At 61.3% G+C, this 18,707-nt stretch carries 18 protein-coding genes and 1 pseudogene; 8 read left to right on the top strand and 11 right to left on the bottom strand.

Annotation, left to right across the window (positions count from 1 at the left end; genetic code table 11):
* Positions 1-11 precede the first annotated feature (11 nt).
* A complete protein-coding gene (locus SCM96_11175) occupies positions 12-1,328 on the bottom strand; it encodes a M14 family metallopeptidase (protein ID MDW7761184.1) in 1,317 nt (438 codons plus the stop codon).
* A complete protein-coding gene (locus tag SCM96_11170) occupies positions 1,325-2,575 on the bottom strand; it encodes a hypothetical protein (protein MDW7761183.1) in 1,251 nt (416 codons plus the stop codon). The genes SCM96_11175 and SCM96_11170 overlap by 4 nt, the downstream gene beginning before the upstream one ends.
* Before the next feature lie 84 nt (positions 2,576-2,659).
* Here SCM96_11170 and SCM96_11165 point away from each other — a divergent pair, with 84 nt between their 5' ends.
* Positions 2,660-3,652 carry a beta-ketoacyl-ACP synthase III gene (locus tag SCM96_11165; protein ID MDW7761182.1) on the top strand — a complete coding sequence of 331 codons (993 nt, stop codon included), beginning with the start codon at positions 2,660-2,662 and terminating at the stop codon, positions 3,650-3,652.
* A 22-nt stretch (positions 3,653-3,674) separates the two neighbouring features.
* Here the strand turns inward: SCM96_11165 and SCM96_11160 are convergent, their stop codons facing one another.
* From SCM96_11160 to SCM96_11120, 9 genes are all read right to left on the bottom strand, one after another.
* Entirely contained in the window at positions 3,675-4,166 is a 492-nt protein-coding gene (locus tag SCM96_11160; GenBank protein ID MDW7761181.1) for a TlpA disulfide reductase family protein, read from the bottom strand.
* Positions 4,167-4,256: 90 nt separating this feature from the next.
* Complete coding sequence (locus SCM96_11155) at positions 4,257-5,156, bottom strand: 3-methyl-2-oxobutanoate dehydrogenase subunit beta (protein MDW7761180.1); 900 nt, start codon at positions 5,154-5,156, stop codon at positions 4,257-4,259.
* The gene (locus SCM96_11150) at positions 5,153-6,307 is read right to left on the bottom strand and encodes a transketolase C-terminal domain-containing protein (protein MDW7761179.1); all 1,155 of its coding nucleotides are present in this window, start codon (positions 6,305-6,307) and stop codon (positions 5,153-5,155) included. Before SCM96_11150 ends, SCM96_11155 begins: the two co-directional genes overlap by 4 nt.
* Positions 6,304-6,609: a 4Fe-4S binding protein gene (locus tag SCM96_11145; GenBank protein MDW7761178.1), complete on the bottom strand. Its 306-nt coding sequence runs from the start codon at positions 6,607-6,609 to the stop codon at positions 6,304-6,306. Before SCM96_11145 ends, SCM96_11150 begins: the two co-directional genes overlap by 4 nt.
* A gap of 4 nt (positions 6,610-6,613) precedes the next feature.
* Entirely contained in the window at positions 6,614-7,168 is a 555-nt protein-coding gene (locus tag SCM96_11140; protein MDW7761177.1) for a 2-oxoacid:acceptor oxidoreductase family protein, read from the bottom strand.
* 71 nt (positions 7,169-7,239) lie between these two features.
* Complete coding sequence (gene rffA / locus SCM96_11135) at positions 7,240-8,376, bottom strand: dTDP-4-amino-4,6-dideoxygalactose transaminase (GenBank protein MDW7761176.1); 1,137 nt, start codon at positions 8,374-8,376, stop codon at positions 7,240-7,242.
* Positions 8,373-9,101 carry a GNAT family N-acetyltransferase gene (locus tag SCM96_11130; GenBank protein MDW7761175.1) on the bottom strand — a complete coding sequence of 243 codons (729 nt, stop codon included), beginning with the start codon at positions 9,099-9,101 and terminating at the stop codon, positions 8,373-8,375. The genes rffA and SCM96_11130 overlap by 4 nt, the downstream gene beginning before the upstream one ends.
* Positions 9,098-10,066, bottom strand: a complete 969-nt coding sequence (locus SCM96_11125; protein ID MDW7761174.1) for a glycosyltransferase family 2 protein — start codon at positions 10,064-10,066, stop codon at positions 9,098-9,100. Before SCM96_11125 ends, SCM96_11130 begins: the two co-directional genes overlap by 4 nt.
* Complete coding sequence (locus SCM96_11120) at positions 10,063-10,746, bottom strand: class I SAM-dependent methyltransferase (protein ID MDW7761173.1); 684 nt, start codon at positions 10,744-10,746, stop codon at positions 10,063-10,065. Before SCM96_11120 ends, SCM96_11125 begins: the two co-directional genes overlap by 4 nt.
* A gap of 157 nt (positions 10,747-10,903) precedes the next feature.
* On the opposite strand from SCM96_11120, the gene SCM96_11115 reads away from it, so the two are divergent.
* The 7 genes and pseudogenes from SCM96_11115 to SCM96_11085 all read left to right on the top strand — a co-directional run bounded on the left by SCM96_11115 (position 10,904) and on the right by SCM96_11085 (position 18,705).
* Positions 10,904-13,015: a hypothetical protein gene (locus tag SCM96_11115; GenBank protein MDW7761172.1), complete on the top strand. Its 2,112-nt coding sequence runs from the start codon at positions 10,904-10,906 to the stop codon at positions 13,013-13,015.
* Between the two features lie 88 nt (positions 13,016-13,103).
* Positions 13,104-15,641, top strand: a complete 2,538-nt coding sequence (locus SCM96_11110; protein ID MDW7761171.1) for an amidohydrolase family protein — start codon at positions 13,104-13,106, stop codon at positions 15,639-15,641.
* On the top strand, positions 15,622-16,866 hold the full coding sequence (locus tag SCM96_11105; GenBank protein MDW7761170.1) for an amidohydrolase family protein: 1,245 nt from the start codon (positions 15,622-15,624) through the stop codon (positions 16,864-16,866). The genes SCM96_11110 and SCM96_11105 overlap by 20 nt, the downstream gene beginning before the upstream one ends.
* A gap of 53 nt (positions 16,867-16,919) precedes the next feature.
* Complete coding sequence (locus tag SCM96_11100) at positions 16,920-17,696, top strand: hypothetical protein (protein MDW7761169.1); 777 nt, start codon at positions 16,920-16,922, stop codon at positions 17,694-17,696.
* A 234-nt stretch (positions 17,697-17,930) separates the two neighbouring features.
* Positions 17,931-18,158: pseudogene (locus tag SCM96_11095) on the top strand (hypothetical protein).
* A 65-nt stretch (positions 18,159-18,223) separates the two neighbouring features.
* Positions 18,224-18,352: a DUF5674 family protein gene (locus tag SCM96_11090; protein ID MDW7761168.1), complete on the top strand. Its 129-nt coding sequence runs from the start codon at positions 18,224-18,226 to the stop codon at positions 18,350-18,352.
* Positions 18,349-18,705 carry a hypothetical protein gene (locus SCM96_11085; protein ID MDW7761167.1) on the top strand — a complete coding sequence of 119 codons (357 nt, stop codon included), beginning with the start codon at positions 18,349-18,351 and terminating at the stop codon, positions 18,703-18,705. The genes SCM96_11090 and SCM96_11085 overlap by 4 nt, the downstream gene beginning before the upstream one ends.
* Positions 18,706-18,707 lie beyond the last annotated feature (2 nt).

The raw sequence follows: 18,707 nt of genomic DNA, 5'->3' as shown, positions 1-18,707 counted from the left end.
GGGATTTCAGGTTAGCTCCGGGGGTCCCGTTTTGTCAAACCCTTTTTTTTCCGGTTTTCGTCCCGGTCTTCGTCTCCCCGGCGCGGTGGAAAAGCCTCATCGGTCGCGGCGTAGGACAAGAGGTAGAACATGGCCGGGATGTTCTCGTTGACAATGGGGATGATGTCGGCTTCGGCGTTGAAAAATCCGCCGCCGAGGATGTCGACGGGAGGAAGTTCGAAGGTGAAGGACGGGACGCCGCGCGTCCCGAACGTCCAGTCCGTCGTGTCCCCGTTGGTGAGATACAGCGATGCCGACGCCCGCCCGTAGTCGTAAACGCGTCCGTTGACGGGCGCCATCAGCGCGGACATGTCGGCTGCCATCCGCTCCATTTCGAGGTCGCGCTCGGTCGGCAGATCGGCGAACCCCCAGGGATAGAGAATGATCCGGGAGTAGCTGTGGTAGGAAACGACGGCCCGGAAATCGTGCCGGAGGAACAAATCCCGGACGGCGGACGTTTCCGGTTCCGAGAAGGCCGATGTTCCGCGATAGACGTCTGAGGCGGGCGAGGGGCTGGAGCCGCGGTTGTCGAGTCCCCATTGGAAGCCGAAGTTCCTGTTCAAATCCACACCGAAACTTCCGTCGCCGTTGGCCCGTCTGTTCTTCCGCCAGTAGCGGTAGACGCGGATGGAGTATTCAAGTCCGTCCGGGTTGACGAGCGGGACGATCCAGGCATCGACCCGGTCGAGCAGGCGGCGGATATCCGGATCGCTGTTGTAATTTTCCAGGAGATGAGCGGCGAAGAGAAGGGGGACTTCGACCGAAATCCATTCCCGGGCATGATGGCAGCCCAGAAAAAGAACCGCGGGTTTGGCCCGGTTGTCTTGAATGCCGGTTCCGATTCGCAGAGCGGAGATCCGGCGCTTTTCAAGGCTTTCGCCGATGACATGAAGGCGCGCCAGGTTGGGGTGGGCGGCGGCCAAGTCCTTGAGACGGGCCTCCGTTTCGGCATAGGAATGGAAGGCGCCGTTCAGACCTCCGGCAACGGCGATGCGGCCGCCGCGGGCTTCGGGGAAGCGGTGGGTCTCCAGGGAAAACGGGATGTTTTCCCCGATGAGAGCCGCGATAGCTGCGGGTCCGGCCACGGCGAAGATTCGCCCCTCATGTTCCATGAGGGGGTCGAGGCCGAGTCCCGCGAGACGGGCGCGCATTCCGGCCGCCGGTTCGACGGCGACGATTTCCATCGCCCGGTGGTCCGGCGGGGCCGGCGAGGGGATGAGCTGGAGGCAGAGAATCAAAAGGACGGCGGTCCGCAAAATCGGCAAAACCGGTCTTCGGCCCGTTCTCATCGTCCGTCTCCCCACTCATATCCCAGAGACAGGGCGCCCCGGGCCACGGAGAGGGAATGGCCGGAGCCTCGTTCGCGGCCGATGGAAAAGGCGAAGGCGGCCCGAAAAGGACCGGATTCGAGCCCTGACCCAAGAGTCAGATGACCATAAGTCGAGCGAGGCTCCCTCATCGGTTGCGGATCGAGAAACGCCCCGGCCCGCAGAGGGATGAAGACGGACCGGCCGAAAATCCGCTGGGAGATCCGGTATTCTCCGCCGAGCCGCACCGTCATCGTGTTGCGGAACGATCTTTCAAGACTCTCTCCGAACGACCGGATGCGGTAGGCGGACCAGCCGGCGACGGCGATTTCTGCGGCCAGCCTGAAGACTGAGGACGGGGTGAAGGCGGCCCCCGCGCCGGCCCGCCACGGCCGGCGGATTTTGTCCTCGGCGTCGGCGGCGATGCGGATGTCCGTGCGTCCGAGCGGCGCTTCGTAACGCAGGAGGCTGCGGTTTCGGGCGTTCAAAGTCGAGGGGGGACTGGCGACGAGAGCCAGGGTGAGAGACCGGGTTGCGTCGTATGTCATTCCCGCCGTCATCGAAAAACCCTCGAACCGCCGGTTTCTTTCGTCCGTGATCCGAACATTCGAATAGATCCACTGTTCCTCGAACTCCCTCTCCAGGGTTCCTTGGGCGACATGCAGGGTCAGGCCGGCGCCGATCGAGGGCCCCAGGCGCCGGGCCAGGCCGAAGGTCCCGATCCGCAAAAAGCCGCTCTGGCGGTCTTTCAGGTTGTACAGGGGACGCCCCTCGAATTGGTAGCTGTAATCGACAGGCGGGCGGTCATAGCACTCGCCGCTATGAACGGAGAACCCGGCCGTCCATCCGCCGGCCCGGAAAGAAAAACCTGCAAAATCCAGGCTGTTCCGGGCGGCGACGGGGTTCTCATAGGTGTCCAGGACTCCGGTGTTCACCAGTCCGTAGCGGAACAGAGCGGCCGATGTCCTCGACCCGCTCACCGCGGTCGAAAAGCGGGGAAGCCGGGTGAGAAGAGCCGGATTGGCGACGAGGCAGGTTGTATCGAAGGCCAGGGCCGTCGCCGTGCCGCCCATGCCGAGCGCGGCGGCGCTCAAAGCTCCCGGGGCGTTCCACGTTCCGAGCGGCGCTTCCTCTTCATACTGACCGACGATGAGCTGTCCGAAAACCGGGCTTCCGAGCGCCATGCCCCAGATCAGGAGAAAAATGAGGATTCTCAGCGTGTTTGTCATGGGCGGTCGCATTTTATCATCGGCGGGTTTATTTTCCAATGAAAACCATGTATGCTATCTTGAAACTTTGAAGGAGTCGACACAATGCGCGCGGATGGACGAAAGATCAGGATCGCCGGTTCGGGCATCAGCGTTCCGGAAAAAATCCTGACCAATGCCGACCTTGAGAGAATGGTCGAGACCTCGGACGAATGGATCGTCACCCGGACCGGAATCCGGGAGCGGCGGATCGCCCGCGACGATCAGGCCACGTCGGACCTCGGAATCGAAGCGGCCCGGGCGGCGCTGGCCGATGCCAAGTTGACCATCACGGATATGGATATCATTCTGACGGCGACGAATACGCCGGATACCATTTTCCCTTCGACGGCCTGTTGGATTCAGAAAGGCCTGGGCGGTCCGCCCGTCCCGGCATTCGATGTTTCCGCCGGATGCACCGGTTTTCTGTATGGACTGATCCTGGCCGAGAGCCTGATCCTGAGCGGCGCGGCCCGCCGCATCCTTCTTCTGGCTCCGGAAATGCTGACCCGGGTGACGAACTGGGAGGACCGCAACACCTGCGTTCTCTTCGGCGACGCCGCCGGCGCCGTCGTCCTCGAGGAGAGCGAGGATGAGTCCGGCATGCTGTCTTATTTCTGGGGCGCGGACGGCAATCTGGCTGACCTGTTGTCTCATCCCGCCGGCGGAAGCCGCCTGCCGGCCTCGGCTCAAACCGTGGCCGACAGAAAGCACTTTCTCCATATGAAGGGAAACGAGGTCTTCAAGCATGCGGTGAAACGGATGGGAGAGGCCGCTCTGGAGGCCCTGAAAAAGGCCGGTTTAAGCAGAGAGGACGTGGACTATCTCATCCCCCACCAGGCCAATATCCGAATCATCGAGGCCACCGGGGACAGGCTGAAACTGCCCCGGGAGAAGGTCTTCGTCAATATCCACAAATACGGCAACTGCTCCGTCGCCACCATCCCTCTGGGCGTTCACGAGCTTTACACCGAGGGCAAACTCCACAAGGGCAGCATCCTCGTCCTGGACGCCTTCGGCGCGGGATTCACCTGGGCGGCCATCGTCTACAGGTGGTGAGGCCTCCGGCCCGGCCTCGCGGCTATTCGGCCGCGAGTTCCTTGAAGATCTTGACGAGTTCGTCTTTTTTCAAGACGCCGACGTGGCGGTGGCGGATGCGGCCGGTCTTGTCGACCACGATGGTCGCCGGGATGTAGGGACCCGGCTTGTAGAGCTCGGTCATCTGCGGCGTGGTGAAGGTCACGGGATAGTTGATTTCGGCCATCTTCACCCAATCGGCGAGCTTGGCCTGTGACAGCCGGTCGACGGAGACTCCGAGAATCACGAGGCCCTCGGCGGAATATTCCTTATAGGCCGCGATGAAGTCCGGAATTTCCTCCCGGCAGGGCGGGCACCAGGTCGCCCAGAAGTTGATGAACAGGACCTTGCCCTTGTAATCCGAAAGGGTATGAGTCAGTCCCTTGAGATCCTTCAGTGAGAAATCCGGGGCGGCTTCCGCCCGGACATCAAGCGGCGTCAAACCGGCGGCAAGGGCCAAGACGGCGATGGCGGCGAGAGTTCGGCTGATCGACATGATCCACTCCTTCACAGGGTCGGTTTCTAATACACACCATTATTATAGGGTATCTAGGATCAAAAATGCAAGCGGGAAGCCGAATGGTGTTTATGTCGCGCCGCAGTTTTTGAGGAGCTTGTTCCACTTGCGGTCGACTTCATCCTGCATGGCCTGCAGCTCGGTCTCGCCGAGATGGCGGAAACGCCCTTGGAGGCGGATGTAGTCGATGATCGGTTTCTTGTCTTTCAGCTTGAGGTTGAGCGTCCAGTTTTCTCCGTCCGTGATCTCGTAGAGGGGAAAAAGCCCGTTCTGGACGGCCATCCGGGCCAGCTTGACGCTGTCTTCCGGGCGGCTCTTCCAGCCCGTCGGGCAGGGGGCGAAAACGTGGAAGAAACGGGTGCCCTTGATGTCCCGGGCCTTGATCATTTTTTTGTAGAAGTCCTCGGGATGGGAGACGCTGGCCGTGGCGATATAGGGAATCCTGTGAGCGGCCATAATGGCGACGATGTCTTTTTTCGGCCGTGTCTTGAAATGCTTGACCGGGGTCGTCGTCGTCCAGGCGCCGTAAGGCGTCGCCGAACTCCGCTGGATTCCGGTGTTCATGTAGGCTTCGTTGTCGTAGCAGACGTAAATGACGTCGTCGTTTCTCTCGGCCGTTCCGGACAGGGCCTGAAGTCCGATGTCAAAGGTTCCGCCGTCGCCGGCCCAGGCCACGACCGTCACGTCGGTTTCGCCGACCATGTCCAGGCCGGCCTTGACGCCGGATGCGGTCGAGGCCGCGGTTTCGAAGGCACAGTGATAAATGGGAACATCCAGAGAAGAGTGGGGGTAAGCCCCGTCGATGACCGCCCAGCAGCAGGCCGGAATGCAGAGCACGGTCTTTTGTCCGAGGGCCTTGAGCATATAGCGCATGGCCAGAGTGGCGCCGCAGCCCTGGCAGGCCAGGTGGCCGCAGCTCATGAGTTCGTCCTGGGGGAGGGTCAGTTTCATGGTCTTCGTCTTGGTCATTTCTTCACTCCAATCCAGACGATGTCGTCTTCGGGCCGTTTGTGGGAGAGCGTGTGGGCGGCGATTTCACGGAAAGAGTCCAGGGTGATATCCCGGCCGCCGAGGCCGGCGACGAAGCCGAAAACGGGCGGGTGGACATCCCCGCTGTAAAGGGCCGACTTGACTTCCTGATGGAAAATGCCGTGGCAGCCGTAGGACATGTTCCTGTCGACGACGGCCACTTTGGCCGCCTTTCCGGCGATTTCGCGGATCCGCTCGAAGGGGAAGGGGCGAAAAACCTTGACCCGGATGTTTCCGGCCTTGATGCCCTCTTTTCTCAGTTCGTCGACGGCGACGCGGGCCGTGTAACCGGCCGTTCCGGATGTCACAAAAACGAGATCGGCGCCGGCGCACTTGTAGTCCTCGACAAGTCCCATCCAGCGGCCGAATTTCTTTTCCCAGGCGGCTCCTGTTTCCTCGATGAGGGCGGGCGCCATTTCCATATCCTTCTGCAGTTTATAGCGAAGCTCGAAATAATGTTCCGATGATGTCAGGCCGCCGAAGGCGCGGGGTTCGGAAGGAGTCAGGCGGATTTGGGGTTTGAACGGCGGGAGATAGGCGTCGATCTCCTTCTGCTCGGGGATATCGACGACTTCATAGGTGTGGGACAAGGCGAAGGCGTCAAGAAGAATCATGCTGGGAATGAGAAGTTGTTCGGAAACCTTGAAGGCCTGGATGACCGTGTCCAGAACCTCCTGGTTGCTCGAGCAATAGTATTGCATCCATCCGGTATCCCGCTGGGACAGGCTGTCGTTCTGATCGGTCCAGATGCTCCAGCCCGGAGCCATGGACCGGTTGATGTTGCCCATGACGACGGGGTGGCGTCCTCCGGACGCCCAGTGAAGCAGCTCGTGCATCAGGGCCAGGCCCTGGGCGGAGGTGGCCGTGAACGTCCGGGCGCCGGCGGCCGACGCCGCGATGCAGGCGGCCATGGCCGAATGTTCGGACTCGACCTTGATGAACTTGGCGTCCAGGCGCTTGTCGGCGCACATTTCGGAGAGCAGCTCGACGACCTGGGTCTGAGGGGTGATGGGATAGGCGGCGATGACCTGGGATCGGGCCAGAAGCGCCCCGTAGGACAGGGCGTGGTTCCCCATGATGACCTTTCTCATTTCTCCTCCTCGACCATGACGATGCACTTGGCCGGGCATTCCTCGGCGCAGATCCCGCAGCCCTTGCAGAAGTCGTAATCGATCACGGGAAATTCGTCCTCGATGAGGATGGCCGGTTCGGGACAGAATTTCCAGCAGATGCCGCACTGCAGGCAGTTTTCGCGCTCGACGACGGGACGGATGTTCCGCCAGGCGCCGGTCTTGTTGAAGGATTGGGAGCCGACGGAGACGACGAGGGGGGCCATGTCCTTTTCCGACTTGAATACGACCCGCTGCGCGGATTTTCGATTTTCGAATTTCATGGCGTCAGGCCTCCTGTCCCGCCTGTTCGTAGGCCTCCCGGGCGGCCTTCACGTTGTCCTCCGGCTTGATGGGGATGCCTTCCTGGATGGCTTGGACGAGGGATTCGAGTTGGGTCAGGCCGAGAAAGCGGATGACGGCGCCGATGATGGCCGTGTTGACAATGGGGGCGGCCAGGCTGCCCAGTTTGTTCCGGACGGCGATTTCGGTGGCGTTGATGGTTCGAACCTTGAATTTTTCGGGGAACTTGAAGTCCGAGGGTTTGCGGTCGCTGTTGACGATGATCGTCCCGCCGTCCCGGAGGCCCTCGGTGACGTCGACGGCGTCGACAAGGGTCGGGTCGACGACGACGACATGGCCGGGCGCGTAGATCCGGCTTTTGTCGTAGATCGGCGTGGTGTCGATGCGGATGAAGGCGACGACGGGAGAACCCCGCCGTTCCACACCGAACTCGGGGTAGGCCTGGACGTAGTTGCCCTCGGCGGCGATGGCGTCGGCCAGGATTTTCGAGGCGACGACGGTGCCCTGACCGCCGCGGCCGTGGAAACGGATTTCGGTCATGCTCGGCTCCTTTTGGGAAGAGTAAGGGGACAGTTTAGGCCCGTGTCCCTCATGTGTCAAGGCGACGGTCGCTATCGGGCGAAGAAATCCCGGACGCCGCGGATGACGGTGTCCTGATCCTCCGGCGACAGATCGTTGTAAAAGGGAAGGCGGATCAGTCTGCAGCTCACGGACTCCGCCACCGGACATTGATTTTCGCGGCCGCCGAACGTCCGGCCCATCGGGGAAAGATGCAGGGGCAGGTAATGAAAAACGGCCAGAATGCCCCGCGTTTTGAGAAAGGCCAAAAGCGCATCGCGGACCTTTTCCGTTTCGCAGAGAAGATAAAACAGATGATAATTGCTCCGGCAATGGCCGGGAATGACGGGAAGTTTCACCGAACCCGCCGACTCCAGGGGGACGAGAGCCTCCCGGTAGATTTCATAAATCCGGCGGCGGCGGTCCATGGCGATATCCAGGTTTTCGAGCTGAGCCAGGAGAAAGGCCGCCTGAAGATCGGACGGCAGGAAGGACGATCCGATGTCCACCCAGGTGTACTTGTCGACCTCGCCCCGGAAGAATTTGCTCCGGTCCGTCCCTTTTTCCCGGAGAATTTCGGCCCTTTCGATGAAGGCCGGATCGTTGATGAACAGGGCGCCGCCTTCGCCGCAGGAGACGTTCTTTGTTTCGTGGAAACTCAGGGCGCCGAGCGGGCCCAGGGTTCCCAGGGGCCGGTCGCGATAACGGGCCTCGATGGCCTGGGCGGCGTCCTCGACGACGGCGGCGCCGCAGCGCCGGGCGATGTGTTCGACGGCGTCCATTTCGCAGGCCGTGCCGCCGTAATGGACGGGAACGATGACCCGGGTCTTCGGCCCGGCGGCGGCGTCGACACAGGCTTCGTCCATGTTCAGAGTGTCAGGACGGATATCGACGAAGACGGGTTTCGCTCCTCTGAGGACGAAGGCGTTGGCCGTCGAGACGAAGGTGAATGCCGGCAGGATGACCTCGTCGCCGGGTCCGATCCGGCAGAGAAGGGCGGCCATCTCCAGGGCGGCCGTGCCCGACGCCGTCAGCAGAACCCTGGAGACGCCGTAGCGCTGTTCCAGAAACTCCCGGCATCTCCGGGTGAAAACGCCGTCGCCCGAAATGTGCCCCGCCTCGACGGCCTGTTGCATATAGAGAAGCTCGTTTCCGAAGAGATGGGGGCGGTTGAAGGGAATTTTGATCACGGCTCGACCCAGACGTGGTAAAACAGATTCTGGGAGACGATCCGGAATCCGGCGGCCTGGTAGGTCCTCAGGGCGGCGATGTTGTGGCCCTGGGTGACCACATTGAGGCGGCCGGCGCCCCGGGTCTTCACCCGGGCTTCGGCCGCCCGGATCAGCATTCCGCCGACTCCGCGTCCCCGGGACTCGCCGGCGACGCCCAGAAGGTCGATGTGGGGCGCCCCGTCCTTCGTTCTCAGCGTTATGAAGCCCTCGGCCCGGCCGTCTTTTGTCGCGACCATGAAATCGGAGACGAATCCGCCTTCAAGAGAGTTCCGGAGCCATGTCCGGTATAGCCGAGTCGCGCCCGCCATGCCGAAACGGGGATCGAAACGAAAACGGCTGGTCTGCGATACGGCTTCCGTGATGTCTTCCAAGACGGGATGATGGGCCTCCTCGGGCGGGACGACGGACCATCCCGGCTCTTCCGGAGGAGCTTCGGGAGACGGACGTTTGCTCAGCACGGTTTTGATGTCGACAAGCAGAAAATCCGGCCGCGCGCAAAACGCGGTGACTTCGGGCGACACGAACGGCATTTGGAGATACAGACAGGCGAGCTTCATGTTCTCCGCACTGCGCAGGGCGGAGGCGATCGCGCCCGGGTTCAGCCGGTCCGGCGGGAAGTCGACCCGGCCGATGGGAATGCCGAAAAACCGCGAATCCCAATCCAAAAGGCGGACTTCGGTCATGAGGGGTTTTCGTCTCCGCCGGCGTTCAGAGATGTCTCCACGATGTAGAGAGGGCGATGTTTGACCTGCTCGAAGACTTTTCCGACATAAATGCCGACGACGCCCAGCACGAAGATGATAAGTCCCGAGAGAAACCAGATGGAGACGATGACGCTCGACCATCCGGCGACGCTCTGCCGGATGACGGCCGCTCGCACGGCCAGGGCCAGGGCCCAGACAAAGGACAGGAGCGAAATCGAGAATCCCAGCTTGACGACCAGGCGGAGCGGCTTTTCCGAAAAGGAAATGACGACGCCCAAGGCCAGGCGGATGAGTTTGCCCACCGTGTAGGAGGACCGGCGGTTGCTGCTCGTTCCGTGCTCGACATCGACAACGGCCGATCGGAACCCCACCCAGCGGATCATGGCCGGAAAATAGCGCAGGGTTTCCCGCATCGAGAGCACGGCACGGATCGCTTTTTGGGAGTAAATCCCGAAGTTGGCGATCGAGGCGTCCTGGCGCGTTTCGGTCAGATAGCCGAAAAGGGCATAGAAGACCCGGGAAGCCAGTCTCCGATGGATGCGGTCGTTGCGGATCGTCCGCCGGGCCTGGACGACATCGAAACCTTCGAGGGCTTTGGCGTAAAGAAGAGGAATGGCCTCAGGGCGGTCCTGAAGATCGCAGTCCATGATGACGATCCGATCGCCCGCGGCCCGTTCGAGGCCGGCCGTGATGGCCGCGTGCTGGCCGAAATTCCGGCTGAGCTTGACGCCCTTCACTTTCGGATCCTTCCGGCAGATCTCTTCGATGGCCGTCCAGGAGGCGTCCGGACCTCCGTCCTCGACAAGGATGATTTCAAAGTCCTTCGACAAGGGCTCGAGAACGACCTTCAATCGTTTGTGGAGAGAAGGCAGGCAGGCTTCAGCCCCGAAAACGGGGACGACAACGGAAAGATTCGGCTTGTTCATGAACGATCCGTGCTTCATTTTGCCTCAGACCCCCTTTCCTTTTCAAGTCCACTGAAGGGTCGGATCGGATGTTCCGGGGGGGTTTTCCAGGCGTTGATCACACAGTGATCGTAAGGAACTCTGAGGGCGTCGTGACTGATAAAAAGCTCCCAAACGGGAAAATGAGTCCGGATCAGGTTGACGTATCCTTCCTGGGTTCGGACGTTGCGCCCCCTGTCCCTGGATATCAGATATCCGGCCACGGGGTGCTGCCGGGCCAGGATGACCGGGTCGAAAGAAACGAACATCCCGTGAGGTTTCAACGCCGTCTTCGCCGTTTGAATCAGAAGCCCGGCCGTCGGCGTGTCGAGGTGGTGCAGGACACCGTCGGCCAATACAATATCGTAGCTTTCCGGGTCCTGAAGACGATAGTCTTCGATCGAAGCGACGACGAACTCCGCCCGGCGGCCGTGCCGCCTTCGTGCGGCTGCGATATACCGCGGATTGGGGTCGAATCCGGCATATTCGACTTCCGGAAGGAAATCCAGGATATCTGCGGTCCCGCAACCGATATCAAGAATTCTGGCGCCGCGATGGGGGCGGATGAACTGGTCCACACGGTATTGCTCGGAACTCCGCGTCAGGATGATTCTCTTGAACAAACCATAGATCCTATGGTCGGCCAGCATGAATCCACGGAGTCCTTTTTTCAATTCCATGTCGCTTCCTGCTATTCTACAATATTCGCGCAACAAAGCGCATCGGTGTCGAACGGATATCCCGACCGACCTCGGTTGAGGAGACTCTATGACGAATCGTGTGGTTTGACAGGAAGGGACCGCGTAGTGTAATTATCGTTAAGAACAAAGGCTTCGGATGCGGAAACTCGCTGATTTCGGACTTGGGCATTTTGTCGGGATCCTTCTCGCCGCCGTCGTGGGTTTCATCCTCATGATGAGCCGCTTCGGTGTGTCTCCGGCCGACACCGGCTTGTTCCTTCTCGGTCTTTTCGTGGGTGTTTATGTTCCCGGGACCGTCCTATGTGCCCTGGCAAAGCTCGAAACGGGCCGCCTGGAGAGATTCACGTTGGCCCTCATCTTCGGAATGACGGCGAGCACCTTTATTTACAGGATCGCCGGAATCGTGGGCGCAGAGTGGATATTCTGGATCTGGCTTGTTCTTGCCGGTCTTGTCTGGATCGCCCGGATCGTCGCCGCACCGCCGTCCCTGTCTGCTTTTCGTTTCCGGATCACTCCCGTCGGCCTCGGCTGTGTCGTTCTGGCCGCCGGCCTGACGGCTCTTCTGGTCACGGACAATTACCGCAATGCGATGACGCTCCCCGACGGTTCCCAGCGCCTTCACATGCGGTATTACGATGGATTCACCCGGAGCGCACTTGTGCGGGAGCTCTCCCATTCCATCCCTCCCCAGATGCCGTTCGCCGCCGGCATGCCCATCAGTTACCACTATGATATGAACCTCTTCGTTTCGGCTTTCTACAAGCATCTTGCCCTGAGCGTTCCGGATCTGATCCACCGTTTCACTCTCACCTTTTTTTTCGCCGTCTTTTTTCTGGCATTTTTCATCTTTGCGAGACGATGGAGCGGTTCCGGAGGCATCGCGCTTCTTGGACTGGCATTGGTTCTCTTCGGAAGCGGCGGGCTGGGTTGGGCTCTCGCCCTAAATTCGGGCTACGGGGGGCTTTGGGGCATGCCGTTTTTTTCTTTTTACTATCTTGACCTTGCGGCCATAAACCCGTTGCTTCCCGCCTTGGCGATTTTATTTGCGGGTTTGTTCGCTCTCCTGAAATATTTCGAAACACGATCGGTTTCCTGGGTTGCGGCGGCGGCGTTCCTCCTGGCCGTTGTCACGGGATACAAAATGCCCTTCGCCCTGCCTGTTCTCGGGGCATTGGCCGGAACGGCCGTTTTTTATCTTGCGAAACGGAAGGACCCGCTTCCCCTGCGGGCCTTTCTCGCCGTGTCCGCCGCGACGACGCCGTTTTTGGCCACGGCTTATCTTTTCAATATCGGGGGGATTCCGTTCACCTACAGGATTGTGTTCAGCAACTGGATCATCTTTTCTCTGCTGGACATCAAAAGCATGTCCTTAGCGTGGGCTTGGAGCGACTTTGTCAAGTTCACGGCTTTGAATCCGAAAACGGTGATCCTGGCCCTGGCGGCGATCGTCGTTTTTTTCCTGGGAGCCTTCGGCGTTTCACTGGCCTCCCTGCCCTCGCTGGTTGCGCGGACACTGGCTTCCCGGCGGGAGGACCGAATGTCGGCGGTTATCGGGTTTCTGGTCGCCGCAAGCTGCGTCGTCTTTTTCTTTGCCAATCCCTTCCTGGGTGAAAGATCCCGGAATTGGATCTTTATGGACCTGTTCAAGCTCGCCTCGCTGCTGGTGCTGCTTTACGCGGCCGTCTGGTTGGGCCGGAATTTCCGGAAAAAACCCGGATGGTTCGCCGTGTCGGGAGCGCTCCTTTTTCTGCTGAGCGTTCCCAATACCGCACAGTTCGTCCATGTGAAATCCAAATACCCATCAACCATGATCGTGGAGGCCCCCTTCCTCGAGGCTGCAGCCTATCTCAACGAACAATCGGATCCGAAAGACGTCGTCCTTCACAGCGTGAGCGTGCTGTTCGTCTGCTATTTCTCCGACCGCAGGGTCGTTCTGGACAACTCCCCCCACTCCTACCTCGATTTCCACCTGCTCCCGGAACACCAGGAAGCCCGGCGCGCCGATATCGCCCGGTTCTTCGCGGCCCCGTCCGAGGCCGGGGACGTTCTCGACAAGTACGGCGTCGGATATGTCTGGGTGAAAAGACGGGTCGATACGTCGATCTGGTCCGAACGCCTGCCGGAGAGCCTCGCGGTATGGACAAGGGGCAGCGATCCGGGGGCCGGCAAAGACGTGCCGTCGCACACTTTGGACCTCGCTTTCTCCAATTTCCGTTACGCCCTCTACAAGGTCATCCGGACGGTCTGAGACATCCTCCTCCAAATTGACGCCCGGGGAAATGCGGTGGTATAGTTCAATCCCCGCTGTTTGGATTCATCGAAGAGGAGGTCGGATCGTGACAACCGTCAAGTTCAGAATTTTGATCCCGGCATTGCTTCTGGCGCTGGCTGCCGGGCCAAGCCCGGCCCCCGCGGCCGGCGATGTCCTGGCCGTCAAGGCCGAGCGGATTTACTCGGCCGTGGGAGAACCTGTCGATAACGGCGTCATCCTCATCGAAAACGGAAAAATCAAGGCCGTCGGCAAAGACCTGGACATCCCCGCCGGAGCGCGCCTTCTCCGGGCCAAAGTCGTCATCCCCGGCCTCATCGACATCCACACTCATCTCGGCGTCTACAGCCTCCCGAGGGTCGATGAAAACTCCGACGGCAACGAAATGACCAACCCCGTGACCCCCCAGGTCCGGGCCCTGGATTCCTTCAACTTCGACGATCCCGCGATCGCCGTCGGCCGGGCGGCCGGCGTCACGACCATCGTTTCACGGCCGGGCAGCGCCAACGTCATCGGCGGGACGAGTGTCGCGGTCAAGCTCAAAAACGCCTCCCCGGACAAAATGGTTCTCGTCGAAGACTGCGACCTCAAGATGGCCCTTGAGGGCAACCCCATCGGCGTCTACGGCGCGAAAAAACAGATGCCGGTCACGATGATGGGGGTTTATCACCTGGCCCGCAAAGCCTTCCTCGAGGCCCAAGATTATCAGAAAAGCTGGGAAACCCATGAAAAGGACAAGGCGGCGGGTAAGAATCCGGTTCCGCCCAAGCGCGACCTCGGAAAAGACAACCTCGTCAAGGCGCTGCGCCGGGAGATCCCGGTCCACATCCACTGCGCCACGGCCTCCGAGGTTGTGACCTCCATCCGGCTGGCCGACGAGTTCAATCTGCGGCTGAGTCTCGGCCACTGCTACTGGGCCTACCTGATCGTGGACGATCTCCGGGACCGCCGGGACGTCCATTTCAATGTCGGGCCGCCGATGTTCTTCACCTACTTCGACAACCACGTCGAGCTCCGGAACGGACCGGCCATTCTGGCCGAGGCCGGGCTCAAGGTTTCGCTCCAGACCGACGCTCTCGGCGGCGGCCAGCAGAACCTCCGCCACCTGGCCGCGCTCTGCGTCCGCTACGGGATGACGGAGGACGACGCCCTCAAGGCAATCACCATCCGGGAGGCCGAAGCCGTCGGGCTCGAGGACCGGATCGGAAGCATCGAACCCGGCAAGGACGCCGATCTCGTTTTTCTCGACGGCGAACCCTTCGAGTTTCTGACGGGAGTCGAGAAGGTCCTCATCGACGGCCGCGTCGAGTTCGAAAGACCGGAGGAAGAGCCGGCGCCTCTCCGGATCGAGGCCGGATCGGCGACGGGCGCGCTGGAAATTCCGGATGCCGTCGGCGCGGGGAGCGCTTACGCGATCAAGGCCGGCACCCTGCTGACCATGGCCGGCGCGCCGGTTGCGAACGGCGTCGTCCTGGTCAAGGACGGCAAGATCGAGAAGGCCGGCGCCGGACTCGCCGTTCCCGAAGGATACGCCGTCATCGACGCCGGCGGGTTCACCGTCATGCCCGGACTCATCTCGCCCCGCTCGTCGCTCGGCATCACGACGAACTGGCGGAACCAGAGCTCCCTCAACGAAAGCTCGAGCCCCATAACCCCCGAGATGGACGTTCGTCACGCCGTCGAGCCCCAGGCGCCTCTCTTTGCCTATGCACGCCAATTGGGCATCACCTCGGTCCTGGTGACTCCGGGAAATCTCAATGTCATCGGCGGGCGTGGCGCGACCCTCAAAACCGCCGGCGATGTCGTCGACCGGATGATCATCAAGGATCAGGCGGCCATGGTTTTCGGTTTTGGCGTCTCGGCCAAGCGAAAGGAGCAGTCTCCCATGACCCGGATGGGCTTGGCCGCCCTACTCCGGGACAACCTGGTCAAGGCCCGCGAATACGGCGCCGCCCGGGAGAGGTATGAGAAAGACAAGAAGGGGACGGAGCCCGCGCGCGATCTGGCCATGGAGGCTCTTTTGCCCGTTCTTCGCGGCGACATGCCGGTCGTCGTCCACGCCGAGCGCGAAGACGACATCCGGACGGCCCTGCGCATCGCCGACGAGTTCGATCTCCGGATCATCCTCGACGGGGCGACGGACGCCTACAAGCTGGCCGGGGAACTGGCCCGGCGCGGCATCCCGGTCATTCTGGCCGATCCGTTCCGGGGCGCCGGAAACATCGAAGACCGCGGCTTCGACCCGGCCGCGGCGGCCGTTCTGGCCGAGGCCGGTGTGCGTCTGGCCTTCCGGGCCGCGGAGGGATCGCGCTGGACTCCGGCGGCCGGCGAGGCGGGAGGCGATCTCCTCGAGATCGCGGCCTTCGCCGTGAAAAACGGACTGGACGAAGAGGCCGCTCTCAGAGCCGTGACCGTCGATGCCGCCGCGATCGCCGGGATCTCCGGCCGGACGGGAAGCCTCGAGGCCGGAAAGGATGCCGACATCCTCATTCTCCGGGGCCATCCGTTCCGGACGAAATCCGTGCCCGAAGCCGTCTTCATCGACGGGAAACTCGTCCATCGCCGGGCGGAAAGGGAGAGAGGCCATGTCGCGGGTTCAAAGTAAGATGACGGCGGCGGCCGTTTTCGCCGCCGTTCTGCTTATCACGGTTCCCGCGGCGGCCGGAGAGACGACGGCCGTTCGCGGCGCAAAGGTCGTGACCGGGACGGGGGAGATTGTCGAGGGCGGTATCGTGCTTGTCCGGGACGGCCTCATCGTTGCCGTCGGAAAGGATGTCGCCGTTCCGGAGGAGGCGAAAATCGTCGATGTTCCGGGCGGTTGGATTTTTCCCGGATTCATCGATGCCCTGACCGATCTGGGCGCGGCCGACCGGCCGTCCCGGGGCGGAGATTCCGATGAGGCGACGGATCCGATCACGCCCCAACTCCGGATCGTCGATGCCGTCGATCCCGGAAGCGAATTTATCGCCCGCGCCCGGACATCCGGCCTGACGGCGGCCCTGGCCGCCCCGGCCCTGGGGAATCTCCTCTCCGGACAAAGCGCGCTCATCCGGCTCTCGGGCGATGATGTCGCGGACATGATCGTCCGGTTCCCGGTCGCGGTTCACGGCAGTCTGGGTGAGCCGCCTAAAATGAGATATGGAACGAAGGGCCGGTCTCCCCAGACCCGGATGGGTTCGGCGGCCCTCCTGAGGCAGACGCTGTGGGACGTCCGGAATCGCATCGCCCTCCTCGAAGACCATGACAGGAAACGTGCCGGATTCCGCGTACCTCCCGCCGCGGATTCCCGTTTGGATGTTCTCATCCCTATTGTCAAGGGAGAGAGTCCTCTTGTCCTCAACGCCAACAGGATGGACGACATCCTTACGGCGCTTCGGATCGCCGAAGAATTCGGACTGAAACTCATTATCAGCGGAGGGGCCGAGGCTCATAGGGTCAAGGAACGGCTGGCCGCCTCCGGGATTTCCGTTCTTCTCAGGCCGGCCGATGCCGCCGGACCGACCGAAGAGACGGCCCGTGCGGAATACGGATCCGCCGCGGTCCTTTTCGAGGCCGGCGTCCGATTCGCCTTTCAGACGGGCTCTGCGGGTCTTTCGGGCGATCTTCTTTCGCATGTCCGATCCGCCGTCGCCCACGGCCTCCCCTGGGAGGAAGCGCTCCGGGCCGTCACCGTCAGCCCGGCCGGGATCTTCGGCGCCGTTGACCGGATCGGCAGCCTGGAAGCGGGAAAATTTGCGGACATGGCGATTTTCGACGGCAATCCCTTCCGGGAGCCGGCCCGGGCGGTCGTCGTCATGATCGGCGGAAAAACCGTCTTCGACCGGAGATAGAGGCCCGGCGCTATCTTCGAACAATAGATAGATATCATCAAGGAGGAAAAGTCATGTTGAGCATATTCTTGAAGAGATTCTCGATCCCGGCGATTTCAATTGTTGTGTTTTCAGCTTTGTTGAATGTCGGATTCGCGCATGTTTCCGTCGGCGACGACATTCCCGCCGAGCGGCGCGAGGGGACGTATCTTTACCGGTTCGCCATGCTCCAGGCGGGTCCGGGGAGCATGCTGGAGCTCATGAATTCGCTTAAGAAGATCGGGGACTCGATGACGGAAGAGGGCGAGGAGCGCCCGATCATCGTTCAACATCACCAGGGCGATCACTGGGACCTCCTGGTTATCTATCCGCTGGACGGCCATGCCCCCTTCCGGGTGACGGAGGCCAACGGCCGGAGAGCCGAAGCCGTGCTGGCTGAAATCCGGCCTCTTCTTTTATGGCACGAGGACCTCTTCGTCATGGGACCCGAAGTCGATGTGCTGCGCGGGTTTCTCGAGGGCAAGGGGCTTGTTCACTTCGAGATGATGCAGTCGCTTCCCGGAAAGTTCGAGAATCTGGTCGAGGAGCGTCGCATGGAAAACACCTACAACCGCCTCAGGGGCAGGGGACAGACGCTCATTTTCACTCACGCGGCCGGAGCGGCCTGGGATGTTGTGACCCTGGGGGCCTACAAAGACTGGTATGAATACGCCGACAGCGCCAAGATCCCCCGCGAAGTCAGCGACAAGGCCGCCCGCGATGCGGGTTTCCCAAGCGCCGCGGGCGTCGGCCTGTACATGCGGACACTGATTTCAACTCACCGGGACACTCTGGGCCCGGTCATTTATTGACCGGCCGGGAGACAGACCGGACCGTCAGAGAGAGAGGGTATTCAGGAATCCCGGCGGGCGGCGGGCCCGGACGGCCTGTTCGAAAGCGTAGGCAAACTAGATCAGGATCGGCTCGCTCCAGGCCCGGCCGAAGAAAGACAGGTTGACCGGCAGACCGAACACGAACCCGGCTGTTCCCACCGCAGCCGCGGCGCCTCGGCGTTCGAGACCGAACAGGATAGAGGTCTCCAGAACATGCCCCGTTTCGACTTGTCCTGTCCTGTTGTAGATGGGGATAACGCCGCGGAGGCTGTGGAGAGCCCAATCGGTGATGATCACATGGGGGCCATTTTGTGGTATAAAGAAGCCATGAAGATCATCGATGCGCCGGTGCCTTTGGACGACTTCAAGCTCATGGCCCAAGGCCTGTTCGGGAATCTTGTCAAAGCCGTGGTTGACGTGGAAAAGAAGATCATGGCCGTCGACGGAGAGCTTCATGCCGACGAGGAGGCGCTTCTCCTCGGGTCCGGCTCCCGCCAGGAGGATAAATGCCCGACCGCATTGAATATGATTCGGTCATCAACATCAGGCCTTCGCAGGGGAACAGATCGCGAGGCGTCGATAATCCGGAGACCCGGGAAGCGATCCTGAGTATTGTCGAGGAGCTGGTGAAATGACGGCTGTTGCCCACCCCTCTCTGGCGGCCGGCCGGTGGCAGGCGTTCTCACTCATGGAACAGTTGGCCAACGTCGGCAGCGAGGTCGAACGGGCCCTCAATTGGAGGGAAAAGGGCAATCTTGAGTACAGCCGCCTGGCCTTGGAACGGGCGCTGGAGTTGCTGGGACTGACCATCGGCGATCCGCGCCACAAGTCGCGGCTGAAGGAAATGACCCGTTTGAGAGAAGTTCTTCTGGACTATTTCATGGGGGATAACGAGTTCCGCTCGACGGAGAGATCGTGGCGCGGCTATTTTTACGGCTTTGCCTATGCCGCGGCGGCGCAAAAGACCCGGCCTGCAGTCGAAGGATAACT

Source organism: Acidobacteriota bacterium (assembly GCA_033549365.1).
Taxonomy (GTDB): domain Bacteria; phylum Acidobacteriota; class Aminicenantia; order Aminicenantales; family Saccharicenantaceae; genus JAWSUF01.
The sequence above is the reverse complement of the archived record's forward strand: the minus strand, read 5'-3'. Positions and strand labels throughout refer to the sequence as shown.